General features: G+C 64.0%; 16 protein-coding genes. 5 read left to right on the plus strand and 11 right to left on the minus strand.

The features are described 5' to 3' along the window. Positions 1 to 84: 84 nt before the first annotated feature. Positions 85 to 702 carry a lytic transglycosylase domain-containing protein gene (locus LZA78_RS01730; protein ID WP_233675222.1) on the plus strand — a complete coding sequence of 206 codons (618 nt, stop codon included), beginning with the start codon at positions 85 to 87 and terminating at the stop codon, positions 700 to 702. 33 nt (positions 703 to 735) lie between these two features. On the opposite strand, the gene LZA78_RS01735 is transcribed toward LZA78_RS01730, so the two are convergent. Together LZA78_RS01735 and hemB are read right to left on the minus strand one after the other, a co-directional pair. After that, positions 736 to 1293, minus strand: coding sequence for a lipid-binding SYLF domain-containing protein (locus LZA78_RS01735; protein WP_233675223.1), 558 nt, complete (start codon positions 1291 to 1293; stop codon positions 736 to 738). A 111-nt stretch (positions 1294 to 1404) separates the two neighbouring features. Further along, a complete protein-coding gene (gene hemB / locus LZA78_RS01740) occupies positions 1405 to 2406 on the minus strand; it encodes a porphobilinogen synthase (protein WP_233675224.1) in 1002 nt (333 codons plus the stop codon). 142 nt (positions 2407 to 2548) lie between these two features. Between hemB and LZA78_RS01745 the strand changes: the two genes are divergently transcribed. Together LZA78_RS01745 and mfd are read left to right on the plus strand one after the other, a co-directional pair. Next, positions 2549 to 3082: a component of SufBCD complex gene (locus LZA78_RS01745; RefSeq protein ID WP_233675225.1), complete on the plus strand. Its 534-nt coding sequence runs from the start codon at positions 2549 to 2551 to the stop codon at positions 3080 to 3082. Between the two features lie 40 nt (positions 3083 to 3122). Further along, entirely contained in the window at positions 3123 to 6560 is a 3438-nt protein-coding gene (gene mfd / locus LZA78_RS01750) for a transcription-repair coupling factor (protein WP_233675226.1), read from the plus strand. Here mfd and LZA78_RS01755 read toward each other — a convergent pair. The 8 genes from LZA78_RS01755 to LZA78_RS01790 form a co-directional block, all read right to left on the minus strand. Then, on the minus strand, positions 6557 to 6832 hold the full coding sequence (locus tag LZA78_RS01755) for a putative quinol monooxygenase (protein ID WP_233675227.1): 276 nt from the start codon (positions 6830 to 6832) through the stop codon (positions 6557 to 6559). The two genes, mfd and LZA78_RS01755, sit on opposite strands and share 4 nt — an antisense overlap. Positions 6833 to 6882: 50 nt before the next feature. Further along, positions 6883 to 8439, minus strand: coding sequence for a glutamine-hydrolyzing GMP synthase (gene guaA / locus LZA78_RS01760; RefSeq protein ID WP_233675228.1), 1557 nt, complete (start codon positions 8437 to 8439; stop codon positions 6883 to 6885). Between the two features lie 124 nt (positions 8440 to 8563). Beyond that, positions 8564 to 9895 (minus strand): branched-chain amino acid ABC transporter permease, encoded by a 1332-nt coding sequence (locus LZA78_RS01765; protein WP_233675229.1) that lies wholly within the window; start codon positions 9893 to 9895, stop codon positions 8564 to 8566. After that, entirely contained in the window at positions 9892 to 10899 is a 1008-nt protein-coding gene (locus LZA78_RS01770; RefSeq protein WP_233675230.1) for a branched-chain amino acid ABC transporter permease, read from the minus strand. Before LZA78_RS01770 ends, LZA78_RS01765 begins: the two co-directional genes overlap by 4 nt. A gap of 1 nt (position 10900) precedes the next feature. Then, entirely contained in the window at positions 10901 to 11605 is a 705-nt protein-coding gene (locus LZA78_RS01775) for an ABC transporter ATP-binding protein (RefSeq protein ID WP_233675231.1), read from the minus strand. Beyond that, the gene (locus LZA78_RS01780; RefSeq protein ID WP_233675232.1) at positions 11602 to 12396 is read right to left on the minus strand and encodes an ABC transporter ATP-binding protein; all 795 of its coding nucleotides are present in this window, start codon (positions 12394 to 12396) and stop codon (positions 11602 to 11604) included. The genes LZA78_RS01775 and LZA78_RS01780 overlap by 4 nt, the downstream gene beginning before the upstream one ends. Before the next feature lie 107 nt (positions 12397 to 12503). Further along, positions 12504 to 13688 (minus strand): ABC transporter substrate-binding protein, encoded by a 1185-nt coding sequence (locus tag LZA78_RS01785; RefSeq protein ID WP_233675233.1) that lies wholly within the window; start codon positions 13686 to 13688, stop codon positions 12504 to 12506. A 173-nt stretch (positions 13689 to 13861) separates the two neighbouring features. Next, positions 13862 to 14896 (minus strand): GlxA family transcriptional regulator, encoded by a 1035-nt coding sequence (locus LZA78_RS01790; protein ID WP_438811046.1) that lies wholly within the window; start codon positions 14894 to 14896, stop codon positions 13862 to 13864. Positions 14897 to 15126: 230 nt separating this feature from the next. Here LZA78_RS01790 and LZA78_RS01795 point away from each other — a divergent pair, with 230 nt between their 5' ends. Beyond that, entirely contained in the window at positions 15127 to 16497 is a 1371-nt protein-coding gene (locus LZA78_RS01795; RefSeq protein ID WP_233675235.1) for a class II 3-deoxy-7-phosphoheptulonate synthase, read from the plus strand. Between the two features lie 52 nt (positions 16498 to 16549). On the opposite strand, the gene LZA78_RS01800 is transcribed toward LZA78_RS01795, so the two are convergent. After that, positions 16550 to 17200 (minus strand): PAS domain-containing protein, encoded by a 651-nt coding sequence (locus LZA78_RS01800; RefSeq protein WP_233675236.1) that lies wholly within the window; start codon positions 17198 to 17200, stop codon positions 16550 to 16552. A 163-nt stretch (positions 17201 to 17363) separates the two neighbouring features. Here LZA78_RS01800 and LZA78_RS01805 point away from each other — a divergent pair, with 163 nt between their 5' ends. Further along, positions 17364 to 18269 carry a YicC/YloC family endoribonuclease gene (locus LZA78_RS01805; RefSeq protein ID WP_233675237.1) on the plus strand — a complete coding sequence of 302 codons (906 nt, stop codon included), beginning with the start codon at positions 17364 to 17366 and terminating at the stop codon, positions 18267 to 18269. Positions 18270 to 18279: the final 10 nt, after the last annotated feature.

Here is an 18279-nt window from a genome sequence, read left to right on the forward strand (position 1 = left end):
GCCGAGGGCTTTGAAGCCACGCTTCCCAAGCAGGGCTTTTTGCGTATAATGCCGCCCGTTACGGGGCAGTGAGCGGTGATACCAATGCGGAAATTGGCCGGTCTGATGGCGGTGTGCCTGACGGTGAGTCTGGCACCGGGCCCGATCTCCGTTGCCCATGCCGAGGGGCTTTCGCTGTCCGGCAGTTCCTCCAAATCCCGCACCATGCTGTTTCGCAACCAGACCCGCGTGCTCGATATCCGGGCGGCGACGCAGTATGAAAACTCGACGCGGCTAAAGCCCAAGTCTGATCTGCTGACCGAGATCTCGGGCGCGATGCCGCGCTATACCGGGCGCTACAAGGGTGAGTATATGCCCGTCGCCCGTGCTGCCGCGAACCGCCATGGCGTGCCCGAGGATCTGTTCCTACGCCTTGTGCAGCAGGAAAGCGGCTGGAACCCGAACGCGGTGTCGCCCAAGGGCGCGCGCGGCCTAGCGCAACTGATGCCCGGCACGGCCGCAAATCTGGGGGTCAACCCGCATGATCCGCGCCAGAACCTTGAGGGCGGTGCGAGGTATCTGCGGATGATGTATGATCGTTTCGGTAGCTGGCGCCTTGCTCTGGCCGCCTATAACGCAGGCCCCGAGGCCGTGGAAAAGCACGGCGGCGTGCCGCCTTACCGCGAAACCAAGAACTACGTTCGCATCATCTACGGAAGCTGAGGGCGCGCGACGAACGCGCACCCGGTGCCCGGATCAGGGGATGATCCGGGAGTATTTGGTGCCCGCAAGCGTCGCCCCGGCGATCAGGCCTGCCTGACCGAACACTAGTGCAATCACAGGTGCCAGAGACGTCGTGGTGTCGGCACCGATCGCGCCGCCACGGTCGGGCAGGGCGTAACGCGCATCCGCTCCGGCTTCCCAGCCATCGGCGCGGCGGAAATCGGCAAGGGCGTTCTCGGTCATGAAGAACAACGCATGGGCATATTGCTGCGCGCCGATCTGGAACCCAAAGGACGCAGAGGCCGCCGAGTAATAATCGACCGTGACATTGTTGATCCGCAGGGCGCCCTGACCGTAGGAGCCACCGATGCCAAAGCCAGCCTCGGTGATCAGCGGCATGTAGAGCACGCCCACCGCCTTGCGCATCAAATCCTGCGTGCCGGGGTATTTCTGGATCAGGTAGTCGCGCGTCGCGTCCACCCGCGCGTCAATCCGCGCAGCGCCGCTGCTGCCGATGCCGTTACCGCAGGCGGCAAGGCCAAGCCCCGCTCCACCAAGCACAAGGACGCTGCGTCTGGAAAGGTTCGTCATATGCTGCTCCGCTCTTGGGTCGAGCCTTGTCGTGGCCCGTTGGACACAACTTATAGGGCACAAACGGACCCTTGTCACTTGTTCTTGAGTGTCACGGCAAGCCTTCGCCGATCAGCCTTGCGCCAGAAGTCGCGCGGCGGCAGGGGCAAAATAGCTGAGAACGCCATCGCAACCCGCCCGGCGGAAGGACATCAGGCTTTCCAGCATTACCTTGTCGTGGTCGAGCCAGCCGTTCTTCACCGCCGCCATCAGCATCGCATACTCGCCCGAGACCTGATAGGCGTAGGTCGGCACGCCGAAGGCATCCTTCACCCGCCGGCAGATATCCAGATAGGGCATCCCGGGCTTGACCATGACCATATCCGCGCCCTCGGCCAGATCGCGCGCAACCAGACGGATTGCCTCGTCACTATTGGCCGGGTTCATCTGATAAGTCTTCTTGTCACCCTTGAGCGCGCCCGTCGCCCCCACCGCATCGCGGAATGGGCCATAGAAGGCCGAGGCATATTTCGCCGCATAACTCAGGATCGTCACATCGGAATGGCCCGCTGCCTCCAGGGCTGCGCGCATGGCGCCGATGCGGCCGTCCATCATGTCCGAGGGGCCAAGGATATCGGCACCGGCCTCGGCCTGTGCGATTGCCATTTTCACCAGGCACTCGACCGTCTCGTCGTTCAGGATCACGCCGTCGCGCACCAGCCCGTCATGGCCGTTGGCGTTATAGGGGTCGAGCGCGATATCGGTCATGATCGCGATCTCGGGCACCTCGGCCTTAATCGCCCGGATCACCCTGTTCGAGATATTCTCGGGGTTCCAGGCCATCTCGCAGGTCTCGGTCTTCACCGCAGGGTCGGTGTAGGGGAACAGGCAGAGCGCCGGGATGCCAAGCTTCGCGGCCTCTTCGGCGGCACGCACCGCACCATCAAGCGTCATGCGGAAAACACCCGGCATCGACGAGACCTCGACATCCGCGCCGGGCACGTCGGTGATGAAAATCGGCCAGATCAAGTCCTTGACGCTCAGCCGGTTTTCCTGCGCCAGATCGCGCAGGGCCTGCGTGCGGCGCATACGGCGCAGGCGGGTATGCGGGAAGGGCGGAAGGATCGGATTCATGGCTCTCACTCCTCTGGCTGCCCAAGGAGGTGCCACGGATCGCGCCCCGGAACAAGTCAAAGCGTCGCCCCTGCGACGCTAAGAATTTGACTGCCCCGCCTGATGGTCTAGTGTCGGGCCAAAGCAATTGGCAGAGGCGCCTTTGAGTATTCTCGATACGCTCTTTTCCGTCATCGACATGCGTTCCTTTTCCAATTTGTGGTACTGGATCGCGCTGGCGGTGACATGGTCTTCGGCCTCGCACTGGGTGCTGGGGGTTCCCTTCGACATGGTGCTGCGCGCGCGGCGCAAGGGTGGGCAGGCCGGGGTGGAGCTGGTCGCGATGACCCGTGTAAGCGTCACGCGTATCCTGACGATCTGGCGCGATGGCGGGATATTTCTGGCTGTGATGGTGCCATTTATCCTGACGAGCCTGCTGGTTCTCGGCTTCGGTTACGGCGCCGAGTTCGCTCAGGCGACGGTGCTGATCCTGTTGCCGCTGGCCTGCGTGGGACTGCTGAGCCTGCGCGCCGCCGCGCGGCTGAACCCGACCCTGAAGGCCGAGCCCGACCCCGATGACATCGCGAAGGCACTGGCCTTTCATCGGCTCAAGATCCAAGCGATCGGCATTCTGGCCATCATCGTGACGGCACTCTGGGGGATGATGCAAAACTTCCGGCTCTGGACCTTCGGCTAAGCACTCTTGACACCGGGCAGCAGGCGGATACCTCAGCGCGATGGAGCATTTTGTACTTTCCGGTGCCCCCGAGGGCTTTGACGGCAAACTGATCGCCAAGGAATTGGCGCGGGGGCGGCCCGTCGTGCATATTGCGCGCGACGACCGGCGGCTGGAGGCGATGCGCGCAGCGCTTGCCTTTTTCGCGCCCGAGGCAGTGGTGCTGAATTTCCCGGCCTGGGATTGCCTGCCTTATGATCGCGTCTCGCCCAATCCCGATGTGTCGGCCACGCGTATGGCGACGCTTGCCGCGCTTGTGGCGGGTGTGCCGGGGCCGTTCGTGCTGCTGACCACGCTCAACGCGGCCATGCAGCGCGTGCCCGCGCGCGATCTTGTTGCGGGTTCCAGCTTTACCGCAAAGGTCGGCGGGCGGATCGACGAAAAGGCCTTGCGCGAATTTCTGGCGCGTATGGGATTTTCGCCTGCCTCGACCGTATCCGAGCCCGGCGACTATGCCGTGCGCGGCGGCATCATCGACATCTACCCGCCGGGCGAGGCCGGGCCGGTGCGGTTGGATCTGTTTGGCGATGTGCTCGAAGGCGCGCGGCGCTTCGATCCGGTTTCGCAGCGCACGACCGAACAGCTCAAGGTGGTTGAGTTCGCGCCTGTCTCCGAGGTCATTCTCGACGAGGCCTCGATTACACGTTTTCGGCAGAATTACCGGGTCGAGTTCGGTGCGGGCGGGGCAGAAGACCCGCTCTATGAAGCCGTCAGCGCGGGCCGCAAGCACGCCGGGATGGAACATTGGCTGGGCTTCTTCCATGAACGGCTCGAGACGCTCTTTGATTACCTCCCCGAGGCGTCGATCATGCTCGACGACCAGATTGATCCGCAGCGCGATGCGCGTTGGGAAAGCATCGCCGATCAGTATGACACGCGCCGCGAGGCGATGACCCGCCGTGATCGGGTGGATACGGTCTATAAGCCCGCGCCGCCCGAATTGCTTTATCTCTCCGAGGCTGGATGGGACGCGGCGCTGGCCGGGCGCCGGGTGCTGCGCTTGCAGGTGCTGTCCGCGCCTCCCGGGCCGGGCATCCTGAACGCCGAGGCGCGGATCGGTCGCAACTTCGCGCCTGAACGCCAACTTGAAAACGTTAGTCTTTTCCGCGCTCTGAAAGATCATGTTGAGGCAAAACTGGCGCTTGGCCCGGTGGTTCTGGCGTCCTGGTCCGAAGGCGCACGCGAACGCCTCAAGGGACTGATGGAGGATGAGGGCCTGACCGGCGCACGTCTGATCCGCGATGCGCGCGAGGTCAAGCCGGGGGTCAACCTGACGATCTGGGCGCTCGATCAGGGGTTCGAGGCCGAGGGGCTGACCGTTATCTCGGAACAAGACGTTCTGGGAGACCGTCTCATCACGCGACCCAAGAAGAAGCGCAAGGCCGAGAACTTCCTGACCGAGGCGACCTCGCTCAGCCCCGGCGATCTGGTGGTCCATGTCGATCACGGCGTCGGGCGCTACAAGGGACTTGAGACGGTGCAGGCGCTTGGAGCGCCGCTCGATTGTGTGCTGCTGGAATATGCCGGCGGCGACCGGCTGTATCTGCCGGTGGTGAACATCGAACTTCTCAGCCGTTACGGGCATGAGGAGGGGCTGCTCGACAAGCTGGGCGGTGGCGCGTGGCAGGCCAAGAAGGCCAAACTGAAGGAGCGTATCCGCCAGATTGCCGACCGACTGACGCGCATCGCCGCCGAGCGCCTTCTGCGCGCCGCGCCGATCCTTGAGGCCCCGCATCACGAGTGGGAATCCTTCGCCGCGCGCTTCCCATATGCCGAGACTGACGATCAATTGGGTGCCATCGACGATGTGGTCGAGGATCTGAAATCGGGCCGCCCGATGGATCGCCTGATCGTGGGCGATGTGGGCTTTGGCAAGACCGAGGTCGCCATGCGCGCGGCCTTTGTTGCCGCGCAATCGGGGGTGCAGGTGGCGGTGATCGCGCCGACAACGCTGCTTGCGCGCCAGCACTACAAGACCTTCGCCGAGCGTTTCCGCGGCACCGCCATCACCGTGCGCCCGCTTTCGCGCTTCGTGTCCGCGAAGGCCGCGAACGAGACGCGCGCGGGGCTGGCCGAGGGCACGGTGGATATCGTCATCGGTACCCATGCGGTGCTGGCGAAGGGCGTGAAATTCCGCAATCTCGGCCTGCTGGTCATCGACGAAGAGCAACACTTCGGCGTGCAGCACAAGGAGCGCCTGAAAGAGATGCGCTCGGAAATCCACGTGCTCACACTGACCGCGACGCCCATTCCGCGCACGCTGCAACTGTCGCTGACCGGGGTGCGCGATCTGTCGATCATCGGCACGCCTCCCGTGGACCGTCTCGCGATCCGCACCTATGTGAGCGAATTCGACGCCGTCACCATCCGCGAGGCGCTGCTGCGCGAACGCTATCGTGGCGGCCAAAGCTTCTATGTGGTGCCGCGCATCTCGGATCTGGCCGACGTCGAGGAGTTCCTGAGAACGCACGTCCCCGAGGTCAGCTACATGGTAGCCCACGGGCAGATGGCGGCGGGGGAACTCGATGACCGGATGAACGCCTTCTATGACGGCAAGGCCGATGTGCTGCTGGCCACGACCATCGTCGAATCCGGTCTGGATATTCCGACCGCGAATACCATGGTTGTCCACCGCGCCGATATGTTCGGCCTGAGCCAGCTTTACCAGATCCGCGGGCGGGTCGGGCGCTCGAAGCTGCGGGCCTATTGCTATCTGACCACCAAGCCGCGCCTGCCGCTGACGCCGCAAGCGACCAAGCGGCTGCGGTTGCTGGGCAGCCTCGACAGCCTCGGCGCGGGCTTCAACCTTGCCAGCCAGGATCTTGACCTGCGCGGCGCCGGGAACCTGTTGGGCGAGGAGCAGTCGGGCCATATCAAGGAAGTCGGCTACGAGCTTTACCAGGCGATGCTGGAAGAGACGATCTCCAAGCTGAAATCGGGCGAGCTGACCGAGGCGGGCGACGATGGCGAATGGTCGCCGCAGATCAATATCGGCGTGCCGGTGATGATCCCCGAGGTCTATGTCCCCGACCTCGACGTGCGGCTTGGCCTTTACCGGCGTCTGTCGGGCCTGACCACCAAGGTCGAGCTGGAAGGCTTTGCCGCCGAGTTGATCGACCGTTTCGGTCCGCTGCCGAAAGAGGTGAACACCCTCTTGCTGGTCATTCGGATCAAGGGCATGTGCAAGCGCGCCCATATCGCGCGGCTCGATGCCGGGCCGAAGGGGGCGACCGTCCAGTTCCACGGGGACAAGTTCCCGAACCCGGCGGGGCTGGTCGAGTTCCTTCAGGCGCAGCGCGGTCAGGCCCGGATCAACGGCAACAAGGTTGTCATTCAGCGCGACTGGACCTCGGACAACGACAAGATCAAGGGCACCTTCGCCATCGCCAAAGATCTGGCCGAGAAGGTCGTTGAGGCGAAGAAGGCCGCGAAGGCTTAATCCTCGCGGATCTCGTATTCGCGGGGAATGCCCGTGGTGACATGGCCCCAGTCACTCGCGCGGGTGCGCGCCTGATGCGCGTCGAATGCGGCGCGGTCGGTGAAGGCCTCCTCAACCGCCCAGACGAGCGGGTCAGCGGTCTGGGCGACCTGAAAGCTCAGGCAGCCGGGTTCCAGATGTGTCAGGCGGATATGTTCGGGCAGACGCGCGCGGACGATCTCGGCCTGTGCGGCGTCGGAACAGATCAGACGGCCGGAAAGATAAAGCGTCATCTGAGCCTCCATAGCAAAAGGCCCGCATCTTGCGACGCGGGCCTGATGACTTATTCCCACTCGATCGTGCCCGGGGGCTTCGAGGTGATGTCGTAGGTGACCCGGTTGATCCCCTTGACCTCGTTGATGATCCGCGTGGCGGTCTCGCCAAGGAACTCATGGGTGAAGGGGTAGTAGTCGGCGGTCATGCCATCGACCGAGGTCACGGCGCGCAGTGCGCAGGCGTAGTCATAGGTGCGCCCGTCGCCCATCACGCCTACGGTGCGCACCGGCAGGATCGCGACGAAGGCCTGCCAGATCTCGTCATACAGGTTATGTTTGCGGATCTGGTCGATATAGACCGCATCGGCCTGACGCAGGATCTCGAGCTTTTCGCGGGTGATCTCGCCGGGGCAACGGATGGCGAGTCCCGGGCCGGGGAAGGGATGGCGGCCGATGAACTTCTCGGGCAGACCAAGCTCGCGGCCCAGGGCGCGAACTTCGTCCTTGAACAGTTCGCGCAGCGGCTCGACCAGCTTCAGACCCATCTTCTCGGGTAGGCCGCCCACATTGTGGTGCGACTTGATGGTGACCGAGGGGCCACCCGAGAAGCTGACCGATTCAATGACGTCGGGGTAGAGCGTGCCCTGAGCGAGGAACTCGGCGCCTTCGATCTCGTCGGCGTATTTCTGGAACACGTCAATGAAGAGGCGGCCGATGGTCTTGCGCTTGACCTCGGGATCGGTGACGCCCTCAAGCTCGCCCAGGAACAGCTCGGACTCGTCGGCGGCGATCAGCGGGATGTTGTAGTTGTCGCGGAACATCGAGACAACCTCGCCCGCCTCACCCTGACGCATCAGGCCGTGGTCCACGAAAACGCAGGTGAGTTGGTCGCCGATCGCCTCGTGGATCAGCACGGCCGCGACCGAGCTGTCAACGCCGCCCGAAAGGCCGCAGATCACGCGCTTGTCGCCGACCTGCTCGCGGATCTTGGCGATGGCGTCATCCTTGTAGGAGGCCATCGTCCAGTCGCCAGTGAAGCCCGCGAGGCGGATGAAGTTCTCGTAGAGTTTTGCGCCGCGCGGGGTGTGGTGCACCTCGGGGTGGAACTGCACGGCGAAGAAATTGCGCTTGAGATCGGCGGTGATCGCGAAGGGCGCGCCGGGCGAGGTTCCGTAAACCTCAAAGCCCGGGGCTATGCGCGAGACGTGATCGCCGTGGCTCATCCAGACCTGCTCGCGGCCCTCGGTGAACCATCCATCAAGAATGGCGAGGTTCGCGCTCGTGGGGGTGACGAAGGCGCGGCCGAACTCGGCGGTGCCATGGCCGCTTTCTACGAGTCCGCCCAACTCCTGCATCATCACCTGCTGGCCATAGCAGATCCCGAGGATCGGCACGCCAAGGGTGAAGGCGGATTTCGGCGGACGGGGGGAGCCCTCACGGGTGACGCTGTCCGGTCCACCCGAGAAGATGATCGCTTTGGGGGCGAAATCGGCCAGGAACGCGTCGGTCACGTTCTGATAGGGGTGGATTTCGCAATAGACGTTCAACTCGCGCAGGCGGCGCGCAATCAGCTGCGTGACCTGGGAGCCGAAGTCGATGATGAGGAGGCGTTGGTGCTGGGTCATGTGCGGGGAATAGGCGGGGAAGGTGCGGAAAGCAAGAGGCCGGGGGCGCTGCCCCCAGACCCCCGAGGTATTTGAGCCAAGAAGAATTGAAAGGGGGGCGCGTGGCCCCCCGTTTCGGTCGTTTTTAACGTTCGGGTAGCAGCCCCCTTGGGCTGAAGCGCAGCACGAGGATCAGCACGAGGCCCATAACGATCAGGCGCATATGCGCCGCCGAATCGACAAGGTGCCGTTTGACCGCGCCATCGGCGAGTTGATCGGTGATCAGGCTCATGAGGTCGGGGCCCCAGACCTCGGCCTTGATCCAGAGATACCAGATCAGCACGCCACCGAGGACTGAGCCCCAGTTGTTGCCCGAGCCGCCGACAATAACCATCACCCAGATCAGGAAGGTGTAGCGCAGCGGGTTGTAGCTGGAGGGCGTCATCTGGCCATCGAGCGAGATCATCATCGCGCCGGCAAGGCCGATTACAGCGGAGCCGATGACGAAGATCTGCAGGTGGCGGCGGGTGACGTTTTTGCCCATGGCCGCGGCCGAGATCTCGTTGTCGCGGATGGCGCGCATCATGCGGCCCCAGGGCGAGTTCAGCGCGAGTTGGGCGGCGATCAGCAGAAGCGCCAGCACGATCACGAAAAGGCCGGTGTAGAGCAGCTTCACCAGGACAGTCGAGCCGGTCACCGGATCGACGCCGAGGGCGGCCATGCGCTCGACAAAAGCGGGGCTTTCCTGGAGGGCGATCTCGTAGGGGACGGGCCAGGGGCGGGGGATGCCGTTCACGTTCAAAACGCCCCGGGCCAGCCATTCCTCGTTGCGCAGGACCGAGACGATGATTTCGCCGATGCCGAGCGTGGCGATAGCGAGGTAGTCCGAGCGCAGGCCGAGCGCGGTCTTGCCGATGACCCAGGCGGCGCCCGCGGCGAGAAGTGCTCCGACCGGCCAGGCAAAGAGCGTGGGCAGGCCGAGGCCGCCGAGATAGCCAAGCGCCGAGGGGTTGATCGACTGGACGGCCTCGACCGCCGGGTCGAAGACCGCACGGTATAGGAAGAAGCCTGCGACCAGCACTGCGATCACCCCAAGCGCGCGGGTCTTGCCCTTGAGGCGACCGTTCAGCCAGACCGTCAGGACGAGGCTGCCGACCGCGATCAGCAGTCCGATCAGGATCTGCCAACCGCCGGCCGCGAAGGCTCCGGGTGTGGGGGGCATGGCGATCAGAACGGGCGCGAGGCCGCCAAGGGCGATGAAACCGACCACGCCTGTGTTGAAGAGGCCTGCGTAGCCCCATTGCATGTTCACGCCAAGCGCGAGGATCGCCGAGATCAGCCCCATGTTGAGGATGCCAAGCGCGCCGTTCCAGCCAGAAGTCATCCCCTCGATCATGATCAGCCCGGCCATGATCAGGAAGAACAGCGGCGCACGCAGCGCGCCACCCTTTGCGGCGGTGGGTTGGTGTTGGCTCATACCGCTTTCCCCTTGAAAAGACCCGTGGGTTTGAACAGCAGGACGATGATCAGGATCGCGAAGCTGACGGCGAATTTATACTCGGTCGAGAGGAGCTGCATCAGGCCCTCGGCCTCGAAGCCGGGGATCGCGTAGGTGGCGACCTTCTTCCAGGCGTAGGTTACCGCGACCTCGGAATAGGCGATGATGAAGCCACCCGCGATGGCGCCAAGCGGGTTGCCAAGGCCACCCACGATCGCTGAGGCGAAGATCGGCAGCAGAAGCTGGAAGTAGTTGAAGGCCTTGAAGCTTTTATCGAGGCCGTAAAGCACCCCCGCCGTGGTGGCGAGCGCGGCGGCGATGATCCAGGTCACCGCGACGACATGGTTGGGGTTGATGCCGGACAGCAGCGCCAGATCCTCGTTATCCGAAAAGGCGCGCATCGACTTGCCGGTGCGGGTTTTGTTGAGGAACCAGAACAGCGCCCAGACGACCAGTGCCGCAAGCACCACCGTCAGCACCTGCGTGGTGCGGATTGCCAGCGGCTCGGCCAAGCCGGTTGCCTCGCGGAAGCCCTTGGCCGAGATGACGAAGCGGGCGCCATCGGCGAACTGGATCTCATCCACGCCGATCACGAAGCGGGTGACGCCGTTCATCACGAACATAACGCCCACCGAGACCATGACGAGGATCACGGGCGCCGCGCGCACCTTGCGGTAATAGGCATATACCGCGCGGTCGGTGGCCAGCACGAGAGCCGCCGTGATCGCGATACCGAAGGGCAGGGCGATCAGGGCCGTCGGCAGCGGGCCGAAGTGCAGGCCCAGCTTTTGCAGCCCCCAGGTGACGAGGATCGTCATCGCGGTGCCGAAGGCCATGGTGTCGCCATGGGCGAAATTCGAAAAGCGCAGGATGCCGTAGATCAGCGTGACGCCAAGCGCGCCAAGCGCCAGCTGCGCGCCATAGGCGGTCGCTGGCACGACGACATAGTTGAGGATCGCGACGATCGCGTTCAGAAAATCCATCTCAGCCCCCCAGGAAGGTGCGGCGGACTTCGGGATCGGCCATCAGCGCGGCCCCGGTGTCGGTGTATTTGTTCGCGCCCTGGACAAGCACATAGCCCTGGTCCGCGATCTCAAGCGCCTGGCGCGCGTTCTGCTCAACCATCAGGATCGAGATGCCGGTGCGGGCGACTTCGATGATCCGGTCGAACAGCTCGTCCATCACGATGGGCGACACGCCCGCGGTGGGTTCGTCGAGCATCAGAAGCTTGGGCTGCGTCATCAGCGCGCGGCCCACGGCCACCTGCTGGCGCTGACCGCCCGATAGCTCACCCGCGTTCTGGTGGCGCTTTTCCTTAAGGATCGGGAAGAGGTCATAGACCTGCTCCATCGTGCCGCGGAAATCGTCGCTGCGGATGAAGGCTCCCATTTCGAGGTTCTCCTCGACCGACATGGTCGGGAAGACGTTGTTGACCTGCGGCACGAAGCCCATGCCCCTGCGCACGCGCTCCTGCGGGGAAAGGGTGGTGATGTCTTCGCCATCCAGCTTCACATGGCCGCCGCGCAGCTTCAGCATCCCGAAGACCGCCTTCATCGCTGTGGACTTGCCAGCACCGTTAGGGCCGACGATGACCGCAATCTGGCCTTTCTCGACCTTCAGCGTGCAGCCGTGCAGGATGTCGGCGGCGCCATAGCCGCCCGTCATGTTCTCGGCTTCGAGGAAACTCATGCCTGTGCCTCCTTCTCGGCCTTGACCTTGTTCTTGAGGCCGGTGCCCAGGTAGGCCTCGATCACGGCCTCGTTTTGCATGATGCTGGAAGCCGAACCCTCGGCCAGAACCTTGCCCTCGGCCATCACGATGACCGGGTCGCAGAGGCGACCGATGAAATCCATGTCGTGCTCGATGACGCAGAAGGTGTAGCCGCGTTCTTTATTGAGGCGCACGATGGCATCGCCGATCGTGTTCAGAAGCGTCCTGTTCACGCCCGCGCCGACCTCGTCCAGAAAGACGATCTTGGCTTCGACCATCATCGTGCGGCCAAGTTCGAGCAGCTTCTTCTGGCCGCCCGAGAGGTTCCCGGCCTTCTCGTCCTTGAGATGCGATATCGTCAGGAAATCAAGCACTTCATCGGCTTTCTTCAGAAGCGCCGCTTCCTCTTGCGCGATGCGCCCGCGCTGGAACCAGGCGTTCCACAGCGTCTCACCCGCCTGACCGCCCGGCACCATCATCAGGTTCTCGCGCACCGTCATCGACGGGAATTCATGCGCGATCTGGAAGGTGCGCAGCAGCCCCTTGTGGAACAGCTCGTGCGGCGCGAGGCCGGAAATGTCTTCGCCATCCATCGTCACGCGCCCCGAGGTCGGTTTGTGAACCCCGGCGATCACGTTGAATAGGGTGGATTTGCCAGCTCCGTTCGGGCCGATCAGCCCGGTGATGGAGCCTTTGGCGATCTCGAGCGAAGCGCCATCGACGGCACGAAAGCCGCCAAAGTGCTTGTGCAGGTTTTCAACCCGGATCATGCAGTCCCCTAACTTCATGATTTACATGAAGAATGCCATTTTAGGCTTTGTTTTCAAAGGAAACAGCCCGGATTTCTCCGGGCTGTCTCGGTTTCAGCCGCGACGTATCAGCGGTATTTCACGGTCTCGATCTTGCCGTCCTTGATCTCGATTTCGCGGAAGGTGCCCGAGGACTCGCCCGCGCCGATCAGCTCAACCGAGGACGCGCCCTGATAGTCGATGTCGGTGCCAGCGGCGATCAGCTCAAGCGCCTTGCCCAGCTCGCCCGGCAGGATCGGCTCGCCCGGAGCGTTGGCCACATCCATGATCTTGTCTTTATAGACGCTCGGGTCGGTCGAACCGGCGGCCGCCATGCCCAGCATGATCAGAGCAGCGGCGTCATAGGCCTCGCCCGAATAGACCGAGGTGCCATCGAAGCCGGCGGCGGTCGCCATTTCGACGAACTTCTCTTTGCCAGCGCCTTCCGACGACGGGATCTGGCCGAACGAACCGTTCACTTCGGCGGCAAAGTTGTTTTGCAGCGTGTCGCCGATCATGCCGTCCGGGAAGACGAAGGTTTCGAACGCACCGGTATCCAGCGCGCCGCGCAGGATACCCGAACCGCCCTGGTCGACGTAGCCCGCGATCACCAGCGCGTCGCCACCGGCCGAGGCCAGCGCGCCGACTTCGGCCGAGTAATCCGCTTTGCCGTCGTCATGCGCCGCGACGATGGTCACGGTGCCGCCAGCGGCCTTGAAGGCTTCGGCGAAGCTGTCGGCCAGGCCCTTGCCGTAGTCGTTGTTGGTGTAGGTCACGGCGACCGACTTGATGCCGTGCTCCATGATGATCTCGGTCATCACGACGCCCTGGCGCGCATCCGACGGTGCGGTGCGGAAGAACAGGCCGTTGTCCTCAAGCGTCGAAAGCGCGGGCGAGGTGGCCGACGGCGAGATCATGACCATGCCGTTCGGGATACCGACGTTTTGCAGCGAGGCGGTGGTTTCGCCCGAGCACATGCCGCCGACGACACCCTTCACGCCCTCGGTGGTGACCAGACGCTCGACGGTGGCGGTTGCCGCAGCCGCGTCAACGCAGGTCGAGTCGCCGCGCACCGGAACGACGGCCGCGCCACCCATGAACTTGCCCGAATCCGAGACTTCCTTCATCGCCAGCTCGGCACCCTGCGCCATTGCCGGCGACATGGATTCGAGCGGGCCGGTGAAGCCCAGCGAGATACCCAGCTTTACATCCTCGGCGAAAGCGCCGCCTGCGGTCAGCGCAGCGGCGGCAGTAGCGAGAAGCAGCTTTTTCATTTGTTCACTCCCATGTTGGAACAGAGCCTCGGCAAAATTAGAGCGAGGGATCACAAAAGAAAATAGGGCTGAGTTGCTTTGTGACGCCAGTAATCGACCGGTTGGGCAAATTTTCTGTGGATTTAGGCAGGGGCGGCGCAAGAATCTTCGATGCCGCCCCTGAACACGCAGATCTATTCGAAATCTTCGTCGTCCAGATCAAGCGCATCGAACACAGAGTCGTCCTCGATCTCCTCGGCGGCACCGCCCGAGGTTCCGCGCTCGCGGTAGGGCGTGGTCTGGTAATGCGCGCGGTAGCATTTCGAGAAATGCGAGGGCGAGGCAAAGCCGCAGGCCAGCGCGACGTTGATCACGCTCATCTCGGTCTGCATCAGCAGGTTGCGCGCCTTTTGCAGCCGGATTTCCATGTAATAGCGTTTGGGCGAGCGGTTGAGGTAGCGGCGGAACAGCCGCTCGAGCTGGCGGGTGGACATGCCTACTTCCTCGGCCAGGCGGGCGGGGCTGATCGGCTCTTCGATATTGGCTTCCATCCGCGCGATGACCTGCGCAAGCTTGGGGTGACGCACGCCGATGCGGGTCGGGATCGACAGGCGCTGGCTGTCCTGGTCGGTGCGGATCGAGTTGTAGATCAGCTGGTCGGCCACGGTATTGGCCAGCCCCTCGCCGTGATCGCGCGCGATCAGTTTCAGCATGAGGTCGATCGAGGCGGTGCCGCCTGCCGTGGTCAGCCGGTTGCCGTCGATCACGAAGACTGACTTGGTCAGCTTCACCTCCTCGAAATCCTCCGAGAAGCTGTCCTGATTTTCCCAATGGATCGTCGCGCGCTTGCCATCAAGCAGGCCTGCTTTCGCAACCGCCCAGGCCCCGGTGCAGAGCCCTGCGACGGCCGCGCCCCGGCGCGCCTCGCGGCGCAGCCAGTTCAGGATCGGCTTGGTCGTCGCCTCGGCGACATCGATTCCCCCGCAGACCATCACGGTGTCGTCGCGCGTGACCTCTGACAGGCCCATATCAACGCGCATCCGCACGCCGTTCGAGCAGGTCACGTCCTGACCATCCTCGGAGGCCAGCTTCCAGTCATAAAGCTTCTGCCCGGACACCTGATTTGCAAGGCGCAAAGGCTCCACCGCGCTGGCGAAGGCCATCATCGTGAAGCGGTCAAGCAGCAGGAAAATGAAGCGCCGCGGGCGCTCTAGCGGCGGCAGCCGCACAGTCCCCTGCGAGGGTGCGGGGCGCGTATGAGTGCGGGGGGCCGTCGAGGGAATGCGCATTTGCGACCTGTTTGTTGTCGTTTCAAATGACAGAAGCAGGGAACGTGGCGTCTCGCAAGAGGGGATCGGATGGCCACACAAACGTGACCTCGCGCGAAAAACGGGTTTGTTCTCGCTAACGGCACGTCTTATAAGCGCCAGACAGTTTTTTTGAATGCTCGGAGGCGAAGATGGGCAAGGGATGGACGAAATCGGACTGGCGCGCGAAACCGCGGGTGCAGATGCCGGACTATCCCGACCAGGCGGCTTTGAACGCGGTCGAGGCGCAACTGGCGAAAATGCCGCCGCTCGTGTTTGCGGGCGAGGCGCGTCGGCTTCGGGCCGACCTGGCCAAGGCTGCGCGCGGCGAGGCGTTCCTGCTGCAAGGCGGTGACTGCGCCGAGAGCTTCTCGGAATTCTCAGCCGACAACATTCGCGACACCTTCAAGGTGATGCTGCAAATGGCGATCGTGCTGACATGGGGCGCGAAGGTTCCGGTGATCAAGGTCGGCCGCATGGCGGGCCAGTTCGCCAAGCCGCGCTCGGCCCCCACCGAGATGATCGGCGGAGTCGAATACCCGAGCTACCGTGGCGACATCATCAACGGTTTTGATGCCACGATGGAGGCCCGTCTGCCGGATCCGAGCCGGATGCTTCAGGCATACACGCAGGCGGCGGCCTCGCTGAACCTGCTGCGCGCCTTCTCGACCGGCGGCTATGCCGATATCCACCGCGTGCAATCGTGGATCTCGAACTTCACCGACGAGGACGAGGCCGCGCGTTACCGCAAGGTGGCCCAGCAGATTTCGGATGCGATGGACTTCATGGCGGCGGCCGGCGTGACCTCGGAAACCGCGCATGAGCTTGGCACGGTCGATTTCTACACCAGCCACGAGGCGCTGCTTCTGGAATATGAAGAGGCACTGTGCCGCATCGACTCGACCACCGGCCTGCCGGTTGCGGGTTCGGGCCACATGATCTGGATCGGTGACCGCACCCGTCAGCCCGACGGCGCGCATGTCGAATTCTGTAGCGGTGTGCAGAACCCGATCGGTCTCAAGTGCGGGCCGACCACCACGGCCGAAGACCTCAAGGTGCTGATGGCCAAGCTGAACCCGCAAAACGAAGCGGGCCGCCTGACGCTGATCGCGCGTTTCGGCGCGGGCAAGGTGGGTGACAACCTGCCGCGCCTGATCCGCACCGTTCAGGAGGAGGGCGCCAATGTGCTCTGGACCTGCGATCCGATGCACGGCAACACGATCAAGTCGGCCTCGGGCTTCAAGACGCGGCCCTTCGACTCGGTCCTGCGCGAGGTGCGTGAGTTCTTCGATATCCACAAGGCCGAGGGCACGATCCCCGGTGGCGTGCATTTCGAGATGACCGGCAAGGACGTGACCGAATGCACCGGCGGCGTGCGCGCCGTTTCGGACGAGGATCTGTCGAGCCGCTACCACACCGCCTGCGACCCGCGCCTGAACGCCTCGCAGTCGCTGGAACTGGCCTTCCTGGTCGCGGAAGAGCTGCAAGATCGCCGCGCGCTGGCCAAGGCTGCCTCGCTCTGATCGCAGCGATCTGCTGAACAAGAAGGCCCGAGGCGCAAGCCTCGGGCCTTTTTCATTCGCCCGAGGTCACGATGCGGAACCTCGCGCGGCGCATTTCCGGGGTTTCGTCTTGCGCCTCGAACAGCGCGGCAGGTTCGCCAAAGCCCTGCGCGACGCTTTCCGAGGCTGCCGCGATGCGCGTGACCGAGCTGCCCGCCCAGCTAAAGCGCCGGGGCGTCAGGCCGATCTGCCGCCCATCCGTCACAAGGCAACCGAGCGCGCGGTCAATCGTGCCCATGCCCGAGGACATCGGCAGCAGCAGCATCCGGCCGCTCAGGGCGGGGCGCCCAAGCCCGGTTTGCGCGCGCAGCTCAATTTCGGCCACGGCGGGGGTCGCAAAGACACGCTCGGTCACCTGGGCAAGCAAGTCGCGCGTTGGCGGTGTGACCAGCGCCGACAGGGGCATGCCGCGCACCTCCATGCCCATCAGGCGGGTCAGGTGCTGTCCGGCGATGCGGAACCGCGCGATGCCGGGGGCGATACGCTCCAGCACGAAGGCGAATTCCAACTGCTCCTCGATCCGGCGCGGGTCGATATCGGCGCGCGCCGGGACGATGCGGCCGCAGCGCAGCCCCTCCCAATAGCTGCGCAGATCCGCAAGCACGCGGGTGCTCGTCTCGGCTGGTCGCAGGGAATTCCAGGGGGTATCGTCGTCACGCTTCATCTGATCACCGGTCGGTCGGGCCGCGCGGAGCGGCCAAAAGGCTCCATGGACTTCTGCCGACTCGGTCTTACGGTTGACCGCAGGAGCGAAATGCTTACTGAACTCTTAATACCCCGTCTCGGGGCGCTGTGGGAAAATAAGTATCCAAATGGTTAAGCCTCGGATGGAAAAGCAGATCGCAACGATTTCGATGACTGGTTTTGCGGCAGCGCAGGGCAGCGGGCAGGGCTACGACTGGAGCTGGGATATCCGCTCGGTCAATGGCAAGGCGCTGGATTTGCGGCTGCGTCTGCCTGATGTCGAGGGGCTGGAGCCTTTCGTGCGCGCAGCGGTCGGACAGTTCGCGGCGCGGGGCAATATCTCGGCCAACCTGCGCCTGACCCGGGTTGATGCCGCCGAAGGGCTGCGGCTGAGCGGGAGTGGCATGCGCGCCGCGCTTGCCGCGCTGCGCGAGATCGAAAGCGTGGCGACAACCGAGGGAATGGCGTTGGCGCAGACGACCGCCGCCGATGTGCTGACGCTGCGCGGTGTGCTGGAGCAAGGCCCCGCGCAGATGGACGACCCCTCCGCTTTGCGGGCCGCGCTGATCGCATCGCTAGAAGGCGCGCTGGCCAAGTTCGCAGCCATGCGCGCGGCAGAGGGCGCGCAAATCGGCGCTGTGATCGCCGCGCAACTGACCCGGATCGCCGAGCTTACCGAAGCCGCCGCCAAGGCCGCCGAGGCCCGTCGCCCCGATTGGGAGGCAGGCATCACCGCGGCCCTTGCTCGCGTGGTCGAGGGCGCAGGCGGCGCCGACCGTGACCGGGTAGCGCAGGAACTCGCCCTGATTGCCGTCAAGGGTGATGTGACCGAAGAAATCGACCGCCTGCGCGCCCACATCGCCGCCGCGCGCGACCTGCTGGCCGATCCCAAGCCCGTTGGGCGGCGCTTTGACTTCCTGACGCAGGAATTCGTGCGCGAGGCCAATACCTTGTGCTCGAAATCCGGCTCGTCGCGGCTGACGGCCATCGGGCTTGACCTCAAGCACGTGATCGACCAGATGCGCGAGCAGATCCAGAACGTGGAGTGACCAATGACCG

The sequence above is a fragment of the Rhodobacter flavimaris genome, assembly GCF_021378075.1.
Lineage (GTDB): Bacteria > Pseudomonadota > Alphaproteobacteria > Rhodobacterales > Rhodobacteraceae > Rhodobacter > Rhodobacter flavimaris.

What these genes read in the sequence shown, in the direction of transcription:
- LZA78_RS01805 (WP_233675237.1), top strand. Translation starts at nt 17,364, where the DNA reads ATGGAAAAGCAGATCGCAACGATTTCGATGACTGGTTTTGCGGCAGCG.
- mfd (WP_233675226.1), top strand. Translation starts at nt 3,123, where the DNA reads ATGGAGCATTTTGTACTTTCCGGTGCCCCCGAGGGCTTTGACGGCAAA.
- LZA78_RS01765 (WP_233675229.1), bottom strand. Translation starts at nt 9,895, where the DNA reads ATGAGCCAACACCAACCCACCGCCGCAAAGGGTGGCGCGCTGCGTGCG.
- LZA78_RS01785 (WP_233675233.1), bottom strand. Translation starts at nt 13,688, where the DNA reads ATGAAAAAGCTGCTTCTCGCTACTGCCGCCGCTGCGCTGACCGCAGGC.
- LZA78_RS01735 (WP_233675223.1), bottom strand. Translation starts at nt 1,293, where the DNA reads ATGACGAACCTTTCCAGACGCAGCGTCCTTGTGCTTGGTGGAGCGGGG.
- LZA78_RS01770 (WP_233675230.1), bottom strand. Translation starts at nt 10,899, where the DNA reads ATGGATTTTCTGAACGCGATCGTCGCGATCCTCAACTATGTCGTCGTG.
- LZA78_RS01780 (WP_233675232.1), bottom strand. Translation starts at nt 12,396, where the DNA reads ATGATCCGGGTTGAAAACCTGCACAAGCACTTTGGCGGCTTTCGTGCC.
- LZA78_RS01775 (WP_233675231.1), bottom strand. Translation starts at nt 11,605, where the DNA reads ATGAGTTTCCTCGAAGCCGAGAACATGACGGGCGGCTATGGCGCCGCC.
- LZA78_RS01795 (WP_233675235.1), top strand. Translation starts at nt 15,127, where the DNA reads ATGGGCAAGGGATGGACGAAATCGGACTGGCGCGCGAAACCGCGGGTG.
- LZA78_RS01800 (WP_233675236.1), bottom strand. Translation starts at nt 17,200, where the DNA reads ATGAAGCGTGACGACGATACCCCCTGGAATTCCCTGCGACCAGCCGAG.
- hemB (WP_233675224.1), bottom strand. Translation starts at nt 2,406, where the DNA reads ATGAATCCGATCCTTCCGCCCTTCCCGCATACCCGCCTGCGCCGTATG.
- LZA78_RS01730 (WP_233675222.1), top strand. Translation starts at nt 85, where the DNA reads ATGCGGAAATTGGCCGGTCTGATGGCGGTGTGCCTGACGGTGAGTCTG.
- guaA (WP_233675228.1), bottom strand. Translation starts at nt 8,439, where the DNA reads ATGACCCAGCACCAACGCCTCCTCATCATCGACTTCGGCTCCCAGGTC.
- LZA78_RS01755 (WP_233675227.1), bottom strand. Translation starts at nt 6,832, where the DNA reads ATGACGCTTTATCTTTCCGGCCGTCTGATCTGTTCCGACGCCGCACAG.